Annotated in this window: 17 protein-coding genes and 1 pseudogene; 10 read left to right on the plus strand and 8 right to left on the minus strand. The window is 67.1% G+C overall.

The features are described 5' to 3' along the window. Nucleotides 1–104: 104 nt before the first annotated feature. The gene (locus tag CFB89_RS12425; protein ID WP_089468152.1) at nt 105–320 is read right to left on the minus strand and encodes a hypothetical protein; all 216 of its coding nucleotides are present in this window, start codon (nt 318–320) and stop codon (nt 105–107) included. A 288-nt stretch (nt 321–608) separates the two neighbouring features. On the opposite strand from CFB89_RS12425, the gene CFB89_RS12430 reads away from it, so the two are divergent. Together CFB89_RS12430 and CFB89_RS12435 are read left to right on the plus strand one after the other, a co-directional pair. Continuing rightward, nucleotides 609–1,160 carry a hypothetical protein gene (locus CFB89_RS12430; RefSeq protein ID WP_089468153.1) on the plus strand — a complete coding sequence of 184 codons (552 nt, stop codon included), beginning with the start codon at nt 609–611 and terminating at the stop codon, nt 1,158–1,160. After that, entirely contained in the window at nt 1,157–1,651 is a 495-nt protein-coding gene (locus CFB89_RS12435; protein WP_089468154.1) for a hypothetical protein, read from the plus strand. The genes CFB89_RS12430 and CFB89_RS12435 overlap by 4 nt, the downstream gene beginning before the upstream one ends. Before the next feature lie 78 nt (nt 1,652–1,729). Here CFB89_RS12435 and CFB89_RS12440 read toward each other — a convergent pair whose 3' ends face one another. After that, a complete protein-coding gene (locus tag CFB89_RS12440; RefSeq protein WP_006755837.1) occupies nt 1,730–3,067 on the minus strand; it encodes an AAA-associated domain-containing protein in 1,338 nt (445 codons plus the stop codon). A gap of 22 nt (nt 3,068–3,089) precedes the next feature. Beyond that, nucleotides 3,090–4,847: an ABC transporter permease subunit gene (locus CFB89_RS12445; RefSeq protein WP_089468155.1), complete on the minus strand. Its 1,758-nt coding sequence runs from the start codon at nt 4,845–4,847 to the stop codon at nt 3,090–3,092. Nucleotides 4,848–5,350: 503 nt separating this feature from the next. Between CFB89_RS12445 and CFB89_RS12450 the strand changes: the two genes are divergently transcribed. Further along, nucleotides 5,351–5,617 (plus strand): hypothetical protein, encoded by a 267-nt coding sequence (locus CFB89_RS12450; RefSeq protein ID WP_011545926.1) that lies wholly within the window; start codon nt 5,351–5,353, stop codon nt 5,615–5,617. Between the two features lie 42 nt (nt 5,618–5,659). On the opposite strand, the gene CFB89_RS12455 is transcribed toward CFB89_RS12450, so the two are convergent. Together CFB89_RS12455 and CFB89_RS12460 are read right to left on the minus strand one after the other, a co-directional pair. After that, nucleotides 5,660–6,979: an ATP-binding protein gene (locus CFB89_RS12455; protein WP_089468156.1), complete on the minus strand. Its 1,320-nt coding sequence runs from the start codon at nt 6,977–6,979 to the stop codon at nt 5,660–5,662. Then, a complete protein-coding gene (locus CFB89_RS12460) occupies nt 6,963–7,688 on the minus strand; it encodes a response regulator (RefSeq protein ID WP_006493394.1) in 726 nt (241 codons plus the stop codon). The genes CFB89_RS12455 and CFB89_RS12460 overlap by 17 nt, the downstream gene beginning before the upstream one ends. A gap of 223 nt (nt 7,689–7,911) precedes the next feature. Here CFB89_RS12460 and CFB89_RS12465 point away from each other — a divergent pair, with 223 nt between their 5' ends. Beyond that, nucleotides 7,912–8,466 (plus strand): Spy/CpxP family protein refolding chaperone, encoded by a 555-nt coding sequence (locus tag CFB89_RS12465; protein WP_089468157.1) that lies wholly within the window; start codon nt 7,912–7,914, stop codon nt 8,464–8,466. Between the two features lie 68 nt (nt 8,467–8,534). On the opposite strand, the pseudogene CFB89_RS12470 reads toward CFB89_RS12465, so the two are convergent. Then, a pseudogene (locus tag CFB89_RS12470) lies at nt 8,535–9,255 on the minus strand (pirin family protein). Between the two features lie 364 nt (nt 9,256–9,619). On the opposite strand from CFB89_RS12470, the gene CFB89_RS12475 reads away from it, so the two are divergent. The 4 genes from CFB89_RS12475 to CFB89_RS12490 all read left to right on the plus strand — a co-directional run bounded on the left by CFB89_RS12475 (nt 9,620) and on the right by CFB89_RS12490 (nt 12,829). After that, nucleotides 9,620–10,402, plus strand: a complete 783-nt coding sequence (locus tag CFB89_RS12475) for an ABC transporter substrate-binding protein (protein ID WP_144030096.1) — start codon at nt 9,620–9,622, stop codon at nt 10,400–10,402. 229 nt (nt 10,403–10,631) lie between these two features. Further along, the gene (locus CFB89_RS12480) at nt 10,632–11,321 is read left to right on the plus strand and encodes an ABC transporter permease (RefSeq protein WP_089468159.1); all 690 of its coding nucleotides are present in this window, start codon (nt 10,632–10,634) and stop codon (nt 11,319–11,321) included. Further along, nucleotides 11,318–12,031, plus strand: a complete 714-nt coding sequence (locus CFB89_RS12485; protein ID WP_059576621.1) for an ABC transporter permease — start codon at nt 11,318–11,320, stop codon at nt 12,029–12,031. Before CFB89_RS12480 ends, CFB89_RS12485 begins: the two co-directional genes overlap by 4 nt. Before the next feature lie 18 nt (nt 12,032–12,049). Continuing rightward, nucleotides 12,050–12,829, plus strand: a complete 780-nt coding sequence (locus tag CFB89_RS12490) for an ABC transporter ATP-binding protein (RefSeq protein ID WP_089468160.1) — start codon at nt 12,050–12,052, stop codon at nt 12,827–12,829. A gap of 64 nt (nt 12,830–12,893) precedes the next feature. Here CFB89_RS12490 and CFB89_RS12495 read toward each other — a convergent pair whose 3' ends face one another. After that, nucleotides 12,894–13,391, minus strand: coding sequence for a GNAT family N-acetyltransferase (locus tag CFB89_RS12495; RefSeq protein ID WP_089468161.1), 498 nt, complete (start codon nt 13,389–13,391; stop codon nt 12,894–12,896). 134 nt (nt 13,392–13,525) lie between these two features. Between CFB89_RS12495 and CFB89_RS12500 the strand changes: the two genes are divergently transcribed. Together CFB89_RS12500 and CFB89_RS12505 are read left to right on the plus strand one after the other, a co-directional pair. After that, nucleotides 13,526–14,452 (plus strand): LysR family transcriptional regulator, encoded by a 927-nt coding sequence (locus CFB89_RS12500; protein ID WP_089468268.1) that lies wholly within the window; start codon nt 13,526–13,528, stop codon nt 14,450–14,452. A gap of 542 nt (nt 14,453–14,994) precedes the next feature. Next, nucleotides 14,995–16,080: a porin gene (locus CFB89_RS12505; protein ID WP_089468269.1), complete on the plus strand. Its 1,086-nt coding sequence runs from the start codon at nt 14,995–14,997 to the stop codon at nt 16,078–16,080. Between the two features lie 177 nt (nt 16,081–16,257). Here CFB89_RS12505 and CFB89_RS12510 read toward each other — a convergent pair whose 3' ends face one another. Continuing rightward, nucleotides 16,258–16,596 carry a P-II family nitrogen regulator gene (locus CFB89_RS12510; RefSeq protein WP_006398637.1) on the minus strand — a complete coding sequence of 113 codons (339 nt, stop codon included), beginning with the start codon at nt 16,594–16,596 and terminating at the stop codon, nt 16,258–16,260. Nucleotides 16,597–16,614 lie beyond the last annotated feature (18 nt).

The raw sequence follows: 16,614 nt of genomic DNA on the forward strand, positions 1-16,614 counted from the left end.
GCGACGCACGCCCACGCGGGCGCGGCGGCCCGAAGGCGGCCGCGCGGCGACTCAGTTCCGAGAATTGCAATGAAATACGGCGATGGAATGCGGCGACGACCGCATCAGGCGTCCTGCTCCTGCCCGAGGTCGCGTTGATAGTCGAGCCCTTCCGGGCGAGCACCACCCTGATTGTGATCGCCGTCCGACGGCGTCTCGTCCGGCGCGCCCGGCGCACCCGCCGGGGCCGAAGGCGCGTCGGTCCGCGGACGCGGCGGCGCTTCCGGATGGTCGGCCGCCGCGACAGGCGGCCGGTGTGACAACCGTTTCGAACGGCGCATGGCTGGGTGTCTCATAAGCGGCGCGGCTCGAGGCCGTCGTAGAAACATTCCATAACAAAACAGTCTAGGTCGCTTGATCGCATCCGAAGGTAACAATTACCTTCAATTTGTAACGTTTCGACCCCTCGCCGATCATCTATCCGACAATAACGCCGCCCGCGCGCACGCGGCCCGCCGCACGGCGATTTGTCAAAGCTTTGCAGTTTTCCCATGACAATTGCGAAACAATGACGCGGCATCAGGGCGTGCACGCGTCGCCGCTCACCCAGACAGGACTTGCACTCAGGGATGAACATTCGTTTCGAATCGCCGCGCCGGGCCACGCCGACGCGCGTCGTGCTGGCCGTGATCGCCACGGCCGCACTGCTGTCCGGCTGCAATTCGCTGTACAGCGAAGGCGCGACCGCCGGCGCCGGTATCGCGGGCGCCGCGATCGCCTCCAAGGTCACCAACAACGCCGCCGTCGCGACGGGCATCGGCCTCGGCGCCGTCGCCGGCGCGCGGGCCGGCGTCCAGTACTCGCAGCGCGTCGCGCACCGCTACACGCAGGAGCAGATCGCGAAGGCGGCCGGCCCGCTCGACGTCGGCGGCGTCGCGCCGTGGTCGACGCACCATTCGTTCCCGATCGAGGACGACGAGCAGGGCCGCGTGACGGTCAGCCGGATGATCAGCGTCGGTCCGCTCGACTGCAAGGAAATCGTGTTCGCGGTCGATACGCCGGCGAAGGCCGACAAGGCCGCGCAATCGGCGTTCTACGTCGCCACCATCTGCCGCGACGGGCCCGTGTGGAAATGGGCGTCGGCCGAACCGGCGACCGAGCGCTGGGGCGCGCTGCAATGAGCGTCGCGATCCGTATCGCGGCGATCGGCACGCTGTGCGCGGCGACGGTCGCGCTGTCGGGCTGCGGATCGGTCGGCGCCGCGAGCGGCGCGCTGGCCGGCGCGGCGACGGGCCTCGTCACGGCGAACCCGGCGGTCGGCGTCGGCGTCGGGATCGCCGTGCAAGCCGCGACCGACGAAGCCGTCAACCGCACGATGAAGCAGTTCCATCAGAATCAGCAGGACGCGATCGCGAAGACGGCCGGCAGTCTCGCCGTCGGCGAAGTGAAGCCGTGGAAGGTGAAGAATACGCTGCCGCTCGAAAACGGCGAAGGCGAAGTGCGCGTCACGCGCGCGTATTCGTCGGCGCTCGCGCTGTGCAAGGAATTCGCGTTCTCGGTGAAGGACGGCGACAAGGCCGACTGGTATTTCGCGAATGCGTGCCAGCAGGGCACCCACTGGAAGTGGGCGTCGGCGGAACCGGCCGTCGATCGGTGGGGGAATTTGCAGTAACGGGGCGATGCGCCGCGCGTCGCGCGCGGCGCCCTTCGCGTTCTGCAAGGTGCAGTTATGCCGAGCGCCCCGCCAACATCACGACTCGACGTCCTCGAGACTGAAGATCTCCGTCTGGTCGTTGTACGAGAAGATCTCGCCATAACGGCCCCAGTCGATCACCGCGTCGAGCGTTTCCTCGGCCGCGCCGTCCGACAGGAAATCCTCGAGCTCCTGCTCGAAGCGCACGCGCGGCGCGCGATGGCCCGGGCGCTCGTTCAGCACCTTCTTGATCCGCGCGGCGAGCGGCACGTGCTTCAGCAGGTGATCCGCGAACATCAGCTTGCGCTCCTGCGTGCCGAATTCCGCGAACACGCGCCCCGGCGGCGTCAGGAACACGTCGCCTTCGCGCACGTCCGCGAAGCCGAGGTACTGCAGCACTTCCGCGATCGGGAACAGGTCGTCGACCTCGAGGTGCAGCGTGCGCGCGATTTCCGGCATGTCCGCGCGGCCGTGGTACGGCGCCATCGCGAGCGTCTCGATCAGGCCGGCCATCAGGTTGGTCGACACCTGCGGCAGCCAGCTACCGAGCTCCAGCCCCTTCTTCGTCGCCTCGCCGGTCTGACGCGCGGTCATCTTCGCGTAGATATCGTCGACGAGCTTGCGGAACGCCGGGTCGAGACGATTGCGCGGGTGCTTGAACGGCACCTTGATCTCGGCGATCACGCGACCCGGGTTCGACGAGAGCACGAGGATCCGGTCGCACATGAACACCGCTTCCTCGATGTTGTGCGTGACGATCAGCACCGACTTGATCGGCATGCGGCCCTGCGTCCACAGATCGAGCAGGTCGGTACGCAGCGTCTCGGCCGTCAGCACGTCGAGTGCGGAGAACGGCTCGTCCATCAGCAGGATCGTCGGATCGACGACGAGCGCGCGCGCGAAACCGACGCGCTGGCGCATCCCGCCCGACAGCTCGCGCGGGTACGCGTTCTCGAAACCGTCGAGACCGATCAGGTCGATCGCGGCCAACGCACGCTCGCGCCGCTCGCGCGCGCCGACGCCGAGTGCCTCCAGCCCGGCTTCCACGTTCTGCAGCACGGTGAGCCACGGGAACAGCGCGAAGGTCTGGAACACCATCGCGACGCCCTCGGCCGGGCCGCGCAGCGGCTTGCCGAGATAGGTCACCTCGCCGCCGGTCGGCTCGATCAGCCCGGCGATGATGCGCAGCAACGTGGATTTGCCCGAGCCCGAACGGCCGAGCAGGCCGACGATCTCGCCTTCACGCAGCGACAGGTTCGCGTCGTCGAGCACGAGCAGCTCGCCCTGCGTCTTGTTGAAGCCGCGGCAGACGTGATCGACGCGCAGGATTTCTTCACCGAGGCGCGGCGGCTGGGACGTCTGGACGGGGGCGTTTACAGCATTCGGATTGTGCATCGCGTTTCGCTCTCAATCGGTCTCAGTCGAGCCGCAGCTTCGCCTCGGCGAAGGCATACAGCGGGCGCCACAGCAGGCGGTTGAACAGGGTGACGAACAGGGACATCACGGCGATGCCCAGGATGATCTTCGGAAAATCGCCGGCGGCGGTGGTCTGCGCGATGTAGGCGCCGAGACCATGCGCCTCGATGCGCGTGCTGCCCCACTGCACGGCTTCCGACACGATGCTCGCGTTCCACGCGCCGCCCGAGGCGGTGATCGCGCCCGTCACGTAGTACGGGAAGATGCCGGGCAGGATCGCCTGGCGCCACCACTGCCAGCCGCGGATGCGGAAGTTGGTCGCCGCTTCGCGATAGTCGTTCGGGTAAGACGTTGCGCCTGCGATCACGTTGAACAGGATATACCACTGCGTGCCGAGCACGATCAGCGGCGACAACCAGATGTCCGCGTTCAGGTGGAAGCGCGCGATCACGATCACGAACACCGGGAACAGCAGGTTCGCCGGGAACGCGGCGAGGAACTGCGCGAGCGGCTGCAGCTTTTCGGCCAGCTTCGGACGCAGCCCGACCCACACGCCGATCGGCACCCAGATCACCGACGCGATCGAGATCAGCACGACCACGCGCAGCAGCGTGATGAGCCCGAGCACGAGCACGTGGCCGACTTCGGCCATCGTCACGCCGGTCGCCACGAAGCTGACGACGCGCCATACGATATAGGCCGTGCCGAGCAGCACGAGCCCGGCCCAGGCAATGTCGACCGTGCGCGACGCCTTCTTCTCGACTTTCGGCAGCGAGAAGCGCATCGCGCCCGACAGCGGCAGGCGCAGCGGGATCCGCGCGGCCTTCGCGAACAACCAGCCGGCCGGCACGAGCAACTGATGAATCAGCCGCGTGCGGCGCACGAGGTCGAGCAGCCACGATTGCGGCGCGTCGCCCGACGCGGTGTTCTCCATCCGGAACTTGTCGGCCCACGCGATGAGCGGGCGGAACAGGAGCTGATCGTACGCGAGGATCACGACCGTCATCGTCAGGATCACCCAGCCGATCGCGCCGAAGTTCTTGTCCGAGATCGCCTGCGCGAGATACGCGCCGATGCCCGGCAGCGTGATCGTCTGGTTGCCGACCGTGATCGCCTCCGACGCGACGACGAAGAACCAGCCGCCCGACATCGACATCATCATGTTCCAGATCAGGCCCGGCATCGAGAACGGCACTTCGAGCTTCCAGAAGCGCTGCCAGGACGTCAGGTGAAAGCCGCGCGACACTTCGTCCAGGTCGCGCGGCACCGTGCGCAGCGACTGATAGAAGCTGAACGTCATGTTCCACGCCTGGCTCGTGAAGATCGCGAAGATCGCCGCGAGCTCGGCACCGAGCACGCGGCTCGGGAACAGCGCGAGGAAGAACGTGACCGTAAACGAGATGAAGCCGAGCACCGGCACCGACTGCAGGATGTCGAGAATCGGGATCAGCACCATGCCCGCGCGGCGGCTCTTGGCCGCGAGCGTGCCGTAGACGAGCGTGAACGCCAGCGACGCGACCATCGCGGCGAGCATCCGCAGCGTGGTGCGCAGCGCGTATTCGGGCAGGTTCGACGGATCGAGCGAGATCTTCTGCGTCTGCAGCACGCCGATCGGCGCCATCGTTTCATGAAAACCGACCACCGCCATCGCGATCAGGCAGATGATCAGCGGAAAGGCGATGAAGTCCCACCGGTTCGGCAACACGCGCCACGCGGATGCGTTGGCGGTCCGGTTCGGATTGAAGAATCCGACGTTCATCAGGCGCCCTCCCCGGTAAGGCCGATCGAAGCCGGCAGTCGATGTTGATTCATGGCAAAGCGCACGGGCGCGGTAATTCGATTGACTGGCGATCTCGCGCACGCGGCGCGCCGTGCGTGCATGCGTCGCCGCAGCCGGTCGAGCCGGGCCGCGACGGCACGACACTACACCAACCTGTATTTCAGGTACAACCGTCCGGGGACGGCGCAGGCAACGCATGGATCGTGCCCAGCGCGTGGACGGATGGCGGGCGCGCGGTACGGAACAGCCTGGCCGCAGTCCTGCGGCCGGCACGCAGGCCCGAATTATGCCGTGATCCGGCCCGGCCGTGAACCCGCCCCCCGCACGCGGGCACAAACCGTGTCCCGGATCAGCAGCCGGATACGGCGAAGCAGGTATGATCGGGGCTAGCCCCCGGGGTCCGTTGCGGCCGTGTCGCCTCAAGGCACACGCGCGCCGTGTCAACCGGCCCCGGGGATCGACCGACGAGCGGGAGGAAGGGAATGGCAGGAAACTTGGTGATCGTCTGTCGCGATCAGGATGCCGACGCGTTCTATGAACTCATGCAGGAGTACGGGTCGTTCCAGACCCGGCTGTCGTCCACGGCGTGGTACCTGAACATGAACGTCGTGCCGGAATCGCTGCAGGAGGAAATCCTGGAGCGCCTCGGCCGGTATACGACCGTCTATATCTTCGAGGCCACCACGGTGACCTACAACACGATCGACAGCAACGCGGCCGAGACGCTCGGCACGCTGTTCGGCGAATGACGCCGTGCGGCGCCAGCCCGGCCGGGCCGGCGCCGCCACCGCTCATACGGCCTGTGCGTGGGATTCGTCGTCTTTCGGCACGACGTCGAACGGGAACGTCATCGACACGCGCAGGCCGCCTTCGGGACGATTGCCGATGTCGCACGCGCCGCCCAGCCTGAGCACGAGCCGCTCGACGATCGCAAGGCCGAGCCCGCTGTGGCCGTTCCCGCCGCGCGCGGGATCGAGCCGCACGAACGGCCGCGTGGCGGCCGCGAGGTCGCGCGGCGCGATGCCGCCGCCGCTGTCGCCGACCGACAGCACGTAGCCGGCCGGCGTGCGCGCCGTCTCGACGAGCACGGGCGGCGCGCCGTACGCATGCGCATTGTCCAGCAGGTTCGACAGGATCCGGTCGAGCGTCGCCGTCGGCAGCCGGAAGCCGGGACCGGCCTCCAGCCGCGTCTGGACCGCGGGCGCGTTCGGCGCGACCGCACGATAGCTGCGCGCAACCCGCTCGCACGCCTGATCGACCGGCACCGGCTCGCTGCGGTCGGCCCCGCCATGCGCAAACACCAGGAACTGGTCGACGATGTGCGACATCGAGTCGACGTCGCGCACCACGCCGTCGCGCAGCCGCGCGTCGTCCATCATTTCCGCCCGCAGGCGCATCCGGGCGAGCGGCGTGCGCAGGTCGTGCGCGACGCCGGCCAGCATCACCGCGCGATCGCTCTCGGCCTGCGACACCTGCTCGACCATCTGGTTGAAGCCGTGCGTGAGCTGGCGCAGCTCGCGCGGCCCGCGTTCGCGCAGCGGCGGCACCGGCTGCCCGCGGCCGAAACGCGCGACCGCGCGCGCCAGCGAACGCAGCGGCTGCTGCAACTGCCAGGCCGCGAACAGCGCGGCGATCACGCCGGCCGAGAAGATCGTGCCGAGCCACAACAGCATCCGGTCGAGCGAGCGCGGCGGCCGCAGCGGCTGCACGGGCACCACGATCCAGTTGCGGTCGGCCGGCTCCTTCACCCACAGCACCGGCGGATGGCCGGGCGTCCCGATCTCGACCTGCGTGCCGGGCGGCATGCGGTCGCTCACGTCGTCGCGGAACCGCTTCAGCGGCGGCGGCAGCCCCGCATCGCCGCCCTTCGGCACGTCGGCGCTATCCGGCGACACGAGCCGCACGCGCGACGGCAGCGGCTGGTCGGGCGTGCGCGCGACGTGCTGGCGCACCGCGTCGACCAGGAACGCGGCCTCCTCGACCGCATAACGCGTCTGCATCTGGTTGCGCTCGAGCCGTATCGCGAAGAACCACGCGAAGTGCGACAGAAGCAGGACGCCGACGACGAGCAGCGCCAGCCGCCCGAACAGCGAATCAATGGGTTTGCGCATGGGCCTCGCCGTCGGGCACGAACACGTAGCCGCGCCCGCGGACCGTCTGGATGAAGCGCGGCGTCGACGGATCCGTTTCGAGGATGCGGCGCAGGCGCCACACCTGGACGTCGATGCCGCGGTCGGTGCCGTCGTACTCGGGCCCGTGCAGCAGCTCGAGCAGCCGCTCGCGCGTGAGCGTGCGCAGCGCGTGGTTCACGAAGATCTTCAGCAGCGCGAATTCGCTGCTCGACAGCGTGGCCGGCTTGCCATCGACCGACAGCGTGCGCGCCTGGAAGTCGAGCAGGAAGCGGCCGAACGCGAACGGCTCGCGCTGCTCGGGCGCGGCCGCCGACGGCGTCGCGCGGCGGCGGCGCAGCACGGCCTGCACGCGCGCGAGCAGCTCGCGCGGGTTGAACGGCTTGCCGAGGTAGTCGTCCGCGCCGAGCTCGAGCCCGACGATGCGGTCGACGTCGTCCGCCCGCGCGGTCAGCATGATCACGGGGATGTCGTCGCCGGCCGCGCGCAGCTGGCGCAGCGCGGTCAGGCCGTCCACGCCCGGCATCATCAGGTCCAGCACGATCAGGTCGGGCCGCTCGCGCTCGAGGCGCTTCTCGAGCGTCGCCGCGTCATGCAGCACGGACACTTCCATCCCCTGGCGCACGAGATAGTCGCGCAGCAGGTCTCGGAGTTCTTGGTCGTCGTCGACGATGAGGATCTGGGTAGTCATGGCTCGAAGTTTATCGCGCGAGGGAGGAGTGGAAGAACGAAACAAAGGGGCGAAAGGGTTACTGCGGGTTACCGCGCAAGGGAACTGTAATGCCCGGTAACCGCGCAGCCACCCCGCGTAACACCCGCCGGCGCCTGCATCGCTAACCTGCGTCTTACCGGATGCGGCACCGGCTTTCCCGGCACCGCATCGCCGGACCCTTTGGATACAAGGAGTTTCTGAAATGTATAAGAAGACTTCCCGCGTGGCCATCGCGGCCGCCACCGTGCTCGCTCTCGCATTCGGCACCGCGCATGCCGCGCAACCCACCGACATGCCGCCGCCGGGCGGCCCCGGCATGCACCGGATGCACGACGGGCACGAAGGCGGCCCGTTCGGCGCGATCATGAGACTGCACGACCAGTTGAAGCTCAACGCGTCGCAGGAACAGCAATGGCAAGCGGCCGTCAACACGATGAAGCAGAATCGTGACGCGATGCGCAAGAGCCACGAGCAGATGCGCGAGCAGTTCAAGGCGCAGCAGAACCAGCCGATCCTCGACCTGAGCGCGATGCATTCGGCACGCCAGCAGGCGGAGGCGCAGAACGCGCAACTGCGCGAGCAGACGTCCGCCGCGTGGCTCACGTTCTACAACGGGCTGAACGACCAGCAGAAGACCATGGTCAGCACCGCGCTCAAGCAGCAGTTCGCGAAGATGGAACAGCGCCACGAGAAGATGAAGGAGCGCTGGGAGCAGCATCGCGCGGCCGCCAAGGGCGCGTCGACGCCGGCGCAGTAAGCTGGCGGGCCGCTTCCGCAGCGGCATCGAAGGGGACGCAGGCACTGCCCTGCGTCCCCTTTTTCGTTTCAGGCGACGTCGAACAGCAGCACCTCGGCCGCGCGGCCGCGCGCGAACGCCACCGCGGCCACCCCGCCGCTCCGCGCGCCGTCGCCCGCAGCCAGCGCGCGGCCGTCGACCGCGACCTCGCCGCGCGCCACGTGCACGTAGACGCTGCGCCCGGCCGGCACGTCGAACGCCGTCGTCTCGTTGCCGTCGATCAGCCCCGCGAAGATGCGAGCGTCCGCCCGCATCGACAGTGCGCCGTCGCCACCGTCGGGCGCCGCGACGAGCCTAAGCCGCCCGCGCTTCTCGTCGTCGGCGAAACGCCGCTCCTCGTAGCCGGGCCGCCCGCCCCGCTCGGCCGGCTGCAGCCCGATCCGCAGCAGATGCAGCGGCCGGTCGCGCGACGCGTTGGTTTCGCTGTGCATGAGCCCCGTGCCGGCGCTCATCCGCGGGATGCCGCCAGTCCGGACGATCGCGCCGCAGCCGAGGCTGTCGCGGTGCGCGAGTACGCCATCCAGCACGTAAGTGACGATCTCCACGTCGCGGCGCGGCTGCATTCCGAAACCGCGCGTCGGCGCGATCAGGTCCTCGCTCAGCACGCACAACGCGCCGACGGGCCGACGGGCCGACGGGCCGACGCACCGGCGCATGCGCGGTGCGGCAGGCGGACGAAAAACTGTGACTCGATTCGAGCCAGCCGTGACGCGTGCGCCAGCGGTCTTCGGCGCGCAGGATCTGGAACATTGGGGGGACGCTCGGCGGCGCGGATGTTCTGTTCGGGTTTACCTCCACTGCAGGGGAGGCCGACAGCGCCACAATCCGCCGCCCGCGCACCGCATCGTTGCACTCGCACAACCAATTGCAGAAATATTCGTTGCGAATACCACGATTGTCGCAACAGCCGAATCGAGGAATCGGTCGACCGTGCCGGATTGCCGTTTTCCGGGTATCGCGTTCGGGTAAAATACCGCCCTTTTGGCGTTCGCCGTTCCGGCGGCCGCCAGCGTCAGAGCGCCGATCGGCGATTTTTGGCCGTCTAGAATACGCCGCGGCGCCCGGTTCGACCGGCCGCGAGCGCCCCCGGAAAGTCAGCAACAGAAGGATGGAAATGAAGAAGGCCGCCCTGTGCGCCGCCCTCGCCCTCGTGGCGGGCAGCGCCTTCGCGAAGGAGTGGAAGACCGTGCGGATCGGCGTCGACGCCAGCTACCCGCCGTTCGAGTCGACCGCGCCGAGCGGCGAGATCGTCGGTTTCGACGTCGATCTCACCAAGGAAATCTGCAAGCGGATCAACGTGAAGTGTGTGTGGGTGGCGCAGGATCTCGACGGGATCATCCCGGCGCTGAAAGCGAAGAAGTACGACGTCATCGTGTCGTCGCTGACCGTCACGGACAAGCGTCGTCAACAGATCGACTTCTCCGACAAGGTGTACGACGCGCCCGCGCGGATGATCGCGAAGACCGGCTCGCCGCTGCTGCCGACGGTCGCGTCGCTGAAGGGCAAGCGCGTCGGCGTCGAGCAGGGCTCGACGCAGGAAACCTACGCGAAGGCGTATTGGGAACCGCAGGGCGTGACGATCGTTCCTTACCAGAACCAGGACCAGGTCTATACCGATCTCGGCTCGGGCCGCCTCGACGCGACGCTGCAGGACGAACTGCAGGCCGACTACGGCTTCCTGCGCACGCCGCGCGGCAAGGGCTTCGCGTTCGCCGGGCCGGAAGTGAAGGATCCGAAGACGATCGGCGACGGCACCGCGATCGGCCTGCGCAAGGAAGATACCGACCTGAAGCTCAAGATCAACCGGGCGCTGGCGGACATGCACAAGGACGGCACGTACGACCGACTGTCGCACAAGTATTTCTCGTTCAGCGTCTATTCGGCGCCGGCCCGCTGACCGCGGCCTAGGCAGAAGCAGCGGATGCGGGGCGGCCCCGCGTCCGGGCAGTACAGGCAGTCAACCACGCGCCGCCCGCTCCCTTGCCCGCCGCTCGCGCGACGGGCGGGCCCGGCACCGTTGCCGGGGCGGACGGTCATGATATGCACGGGGCGTTCCGCGCAGCTTGGCGGACGCGTCTTTCGCGGCGCACCGCGTGCGCCCTCAGGGACCACACCAGGGACCCCATATGTTTCTACAAGGCTACGGCCCGCTGATCCTCGCCGGCACCTGGCAAACCGTCAAACTGGCGGTGCTTTCGCTTGCGCTGTCGTTCCTGCTGGGGCTGCTCGGCGCCGGCGCGAAGCTGTCGCGCAACCGGGTGACGAGCGGCATCGGCACCGTCTATACGACGCTGATCCGCGGCGTGCCCGATCTCGTGCTGATGCTGCTGCTGTTCTACAGCCTGCAGATCTGGCTGAACATGGCGACCGACGCGCTCGGCTGGGACCAGATCGACATCGACCCGTTCCTCGCCGGCGTGCTCGTGCTCGGCTTCATCTACGGCGCGTACTTCACGGAGACGTTCCGCGGGGCGTTCCTGTCGGTGCCGCGCGGCCAGCTCGAAGCCGGCAGCGCATACGGGATGACGAACTGGCAGGTGTTCACGCGGATCATGTTCCCGCAGATGATGCGCTTCGCGCTGCCGGGGATCGGCAACAACTGGCAGGTACTCGTGAAGTCGACCGCGCTCGTGTCGATCATCGGCCTGGCCGACGTCGTGAAGGCGTCGCAGGACGCCGGCAAGGGCACGCTGCGGTTCTTCTTCTTCACGCTGATCGCGGGCGCGGTCTACCTGGCCATCACGACGATCTCGAACTTCGTGCTGATGTGGCTCGAAAAGCGCTACTCGACCGGTGTCCGCAAGGCTGACCTATGATCGAACTCATCCAAGAATACTGGCGCAACTATCTCTACACCGACGGCTATCGCATCACGGGTGTCGCGATCACGCTGTGGCTGCTGGTCGTGTCGATCGGCCTCGGCTTCTGCCTGTCGGTGCCGCTCGCCGTCGCGCGCGTGTCGAAGAAGAAGTGGCTGTCGGGCGCCGTGTGGCTGTACACGTACGTGTTCCGCGGCACGCCGCTCTACGTGCAGCTGCTGCTCTGCTACACGGGCCTGTACAGCCTGCAGGCCGTGCGCGGCACGCCGATGCTCGATGCGTTCTTCCGCGATGGAATGCACTGCACGCTGCTCGCGTTCACGCTGAACACGTGCGCGTACACCACCGAAATCTTCGCGGGCGCGATCAAGGCGACGTCGTACGGCGAGATCGAAGCCGCGCGCGCGTACGGGATGTCCCCGTTCACGATGTATCGCCGCGTGATCCTGCCGTCGGCGCTGCGCCGCGCGCTGCCGCTGTACAGCAACGAAGTGATCCTGATGCTGCACGCGACCACCGTGGCGTTCACCGCGACCGTGCCGGACATCCTGAAGATCGCGCGCGACGTGAACTCGGCGACCTACATGTCGTTCCACGCGTTCGGCATCGCCGCCCTGCTCTACCTCGTGATCTCGTTCACGCTCGTGTGGCTGTTCCGCCAGGCCGAGCGCCGCTGGCTCGCGTATCTGCGCCCGCAAGGCAAGTAAGTTTCCGCAGGAATATTGATGAATTCCCAGACTCAAAAGCTTTTCGTCGACGATCTCCACAAGCGGTACGGCGATAACGAGGTGCTCAAAGGCGTGTCGCTGAGGGCGAACTCGGGCGACGTGATCAGCGTGATCGGCTCGTCCGGCTCCGGCAAGAGCACGATGCTGCGCTGTATCAATTTCCTCGAGCAGCCGAACGCGGGCCGCATCTTCGTCGACGGCGAGGAAGTGCGCACCGCGCTCGACAAGACGGGCGCATTGCGCGCGGCCGATACGAAACAGCTGCAGCGCGTGCGCACCAAGCTGTCGATGGTGTTCCAGCACTTCAACCTCTGGTCGCACATGAACGTGATCGAGAACGTGATGGAAGCGCCGGTGAACGTGCTCGGCATCCCGAAGAAGGAAGCCGAGGACCGTGCGCGCGAGTATCTCGAGAAGGTCGGCCTCGCGCCGCGCGTCGAGAAGCAGTATCCGTCGCATCTGTCGGGCGGCCAGCAACAGCGCGTGGCGATCGCGCGGGCGCTTGCGATGCATCCTGACGTGATGCTGTTCGACGAGCCGACCTCGGCGCTCGACCCGGAACTGGTGGGCGAAGTGCTGAAGGTGATGCAGAAGCTGGCCGAGGAAGGGCGCACGATGATCGTCGTCACGCACGAAATGGGCTTCGCGCGCAACGTGTCGAATCACGTGATGTTCCTGCACCAGGGGCGCGTCGAGGAAGAAGGCGTGCCGGCCGAGGTGCTCGCGAACCCGAAGAGCGAGCGCCTGCGCGCGTTCCTGTCGGGCAGCCTCAAGTAACGCCCGTCGCGCACCCCGCCCGAACGGGCGCCCCGCGGTTCGCCGCGCGGCGCCCGTTTTGCGTTTACGCGGCGCTCACCGGCATGCCGTCGGCGAACGCGCGCAGTTCGTCGCCCGCCAGCCGGTAACGCACCCATTCGCTCTGCGGCGCCGCGCCGACGCTCTCGTAGAAGCGGATCGCCGGCTCGTTCCAGTCGAGCACGCTCCATTCGAAACGCCCGCAGCCCGACTCGACCGCGATCCGCGCGAGCGCCTTCAGCAGCCGCAGCCCCGCGCCGGCGCCGCGAAAACGCGGCGATACGTACAGATCCTCCAGATACAGCCCCTGCCGCGCGAGCCACGTCGAATACGAGAAGAAATACACGGCGAAGCCGGCCGGCTCGCCGTCGACCTCGCACATCAGCGCACGCGCCGGCGAGCCTTCGCCGAACAGGCTGCGTTCGAGCGATTCGGGCGTCGCGACGACTTCGTGCTCCGCCTTCTCGTAGACGGCCAGCTCGGTGATGAAGCGCAGGATCAGCGGCACGTCGGCGACGGTGGCGGAACGGATATCGATTTGCACGGGTTGAGCCCTCCTCCAGCCCGGATGTGAAACGGAAAGGCGGCCCCGCGCCCCCGCGCTGGCGCCGCTCAAACCGTCATGCTACGTTCATGTGGCGCCTGCAGGAAGTGCAGTTTCTTCATCCGGACCTGAACATGATGCATCCCGATCTCCGCCGTCTCGACCTGAACCTGCTGCTCGTGTTCGATGCGCTGTATCGCCACCGGTCGGTCGCGGCGGCCGCGCACGAGCTCGCGTTGAGCCCGTCGGCGTTGAGCCATGCGCTCGCCCGGCTGCGCGACGCGATCGGCGATGCGCTGTTCGTGCGCCTCGGCAACGAAATGCAGCCGACCGTGCGCGCCGACGACATTGCCACGTGGGCCGGCGACGCGCTCGACGCGATGTCGAAGGGACTCGCCCGCGCGCGCCGCTTCGACCCGGCGCAAAGCGACCGTACGTTCGTGTTCGCCGCGACCGACTACACCGCGTTCGCGGTGCTGCCGGCGTTCCTCGCCCGCATCCAGCACGTGGCGCCGCACCTGCGGATCCGCGTGGTCCATTCGGACCGCAAGATTTCCGTCGACGAGCTCGCGGCCGGCCGCATCGACTTCGCGCTCGGCTACCACGAGGAATCGGCGGCCGACGCGCCGGGCATCGAGGATTTCGACTGGTTCTCCGACGACTACGTCGTGATCGCGAGCGCCACGCATCCGGACATCCGCCGGCGGCTGACGCTCGACCAGTATCTGGCGGCCCGCCACGTGGTCGTCACGCCGTGGAACGAGTCGCGCGGCGTCGTCGACTACGTGCTCGACCGGCTCGGCCTCGCGCGGCATGTGGCCGTACAGTTGCCGACCGTGCTGGCCGCGCCGTTCGTGATCGCGGAGTCGGCACTCCTGATGACCGTACCGAATCGCGCCGCGCAGGCGCTGCGGCACGCGGCGCCGATCCGCATCTTCCCGGCGCCGTTCGAGATCCCGCGCTACACGGTGAAGGTCTACTCGCATGCGAAGCATGCGCGAACCGATGCGCATCGCTGGATTCGCGCGCAGTTGCTCGACGCACGGCCGAACCCGGACTAGCCGCGGCGCGTTGCCGGCCGGGTGTTTCCGGCACCCGCCAGCAATGGCGGCAATCGCCCGGATCATTACGAAATACTTACCTGTTTCGCGACTTTCGCGCTTACGCCGGCGCCTTTGCAACGTCAATAGTGGCAATCCTTGACCCACGTCCGTGGAATCCATGTCTCCCTTATGGCACAAGGGTTTTCCGGAAATCGAGCACCCTTGGCTCCCCGCTTGCGCACCGTGTTGCATGGCAATTTGGCGACAGCGGTTAGTCAAACAACGATTTCCATCGCCACAAAATTGTATTTTTGCTAAATTAGTAACCAAAGTAGCAAAACGAAGTTCGTGAAATGTAGTTTAGCTTCACGACACAACAAGGAGACCCCGCAGGCCGACCCGGCTGCGCGGGACCGCTCAACGGTTTTCCGTCTGCTTGCCCGCGTGCCGCGCTTACCAGCCCTGCACGAGGTCTCCCTGGTTATCCCGCTTTTGCCCGGCGCTCGCGCTCCGGGCATCTCGTGCAGTCTGGGTTGACTTTTTGACAGGGTATGGAGGAGATGATGAAGAAAGCTTTGGTCGCGGCCGCGCTGATGGCTGCTGGGGTGGTGACGGCGCACGCGCAGAGCAGCGTCACGCTGTATGGCCGCCTGGATGCAGGCATCGAATACCTGAACGGCCTGCAAAACGGCCACCAAGTGCGCGCGGAAAGCGGCGACTGGGGCACGAGCCTGTGGGGCTTGAAGGGTAGCGAGGATATCGGCGGCGGCAACAAGGTCCTGTTCCACCTCGAAGGCGCGTTCAACACGATGAACGGCGGCCTGGGCACGAGCGGCTCGATCTGGGATCGTTTCGCGACCGTCGGTATCTCGAACGAACGCTACGGTACGCTGCTGTTGGGTCGCGAGCTCGCGATCGCCAACGGCGTGTGGGACTTCGACCCGTTCGGCCAGTCGGCCTGGTCGACGGCCTCGCTGGTGCGCGGCCGCAACTGGAACAAGACCAGCAACAACGTGTCGTACCAGTCGCCGTCGCTCTACGGCCTCGACTTCTACGGCCAGTTCTCGTTCTCGAACTCGACCAGCTTCAACGGCAACACGACGGCCGGCCAACCGGGCCGTGCAATGGGCGGTCAGGTCACCTACACGAACTCGCTGTTCCAGTTGCGCGGCATCTACGACGAAACGCGCGACAGCAACGGCCGCTTCTCGGACGTGTTCAACTACTCGCGTGAATACTTCGCGGGCGTGAACGTGTTCCTCGGCCAGTTCAAGTTGCAGGCGGCCTACCAGGCATCGCGCGCCGACGGCAGCGGCGGCCCGGCAGTGAACGCCGGCGTGACGGGTACGCAACAGGTGTGGGGCGGTGTGACGTGGCAGGCCACGCCGGCAGCGGCGCTGATCGCGGCCGTGTATCACGTGAACGCGAACCACGGCGGCGGCAACGCGAACATCTACACGATCGGCGGTTCGTACAACATCTCGAAGCGCACGCTGTTCGACCTGCAGGCCGCGACGGTGCGCAACAGCTCGTCGGCGAACTTCGGCCTGAACGCGAACGGTGCAGGCACCGCCGTGTCGACCGGCAACCCGCATCCGGGCGGCAGCCAGACCGGCGTCTACGCCGGTATCCAGCACCTGTTCTGATCAGGCGCCGTCAAAGAACGAATCGACAACACTTTCCACGCTGCTGCGAGAGGCGCGTATCGGTGCGGTACCCAAACGGGTATCCGCACCGTTTTTTCTTGGTGGGCCGGATTCGTGCGACCCGTTGCCCGATCGGTCGATTCGGCCGCGCTTGACCGAATCGAGCGGACGCGGCGCTCAGACGGCCGCTTCGTTCTCTTCGCCGGTACGGATGCGGATCACGCGCTCGACGTCCGACACGAAGATCTTGCCGTCGCCGATCTTGCCGGTGCGCGCCGCACCGATCACCGCGTCGATCACCTGATCGACCTGCGCTTCCGCGACGACCACCTCGATCTTCATCTTCGGCAGGAAGTCGACCACGTATTCGGCGCCGCGATACAGCTCGGTATGGCCCTTCTGGCGGCCGAAGCCCTTCACTTCCGTCACAGTCAGGCCCGTGAGACCCACTTCGGCGAGCGCTTCGCGGACTTCGTCCAGCTTGAACGGCTTGATGATGGCGGTGATGCGTTTCATGATGGGTGTCCCTCAATG

The organism is Burkholderia sp. AU16741, from assembly GCF_002223345.1.
Lineage (GTDB): Bacteria > Pseudomonadota > Gammaproteobacteria > Burkholderiales > Burkholderiaceae > Burkholderia > Burkholderia sola.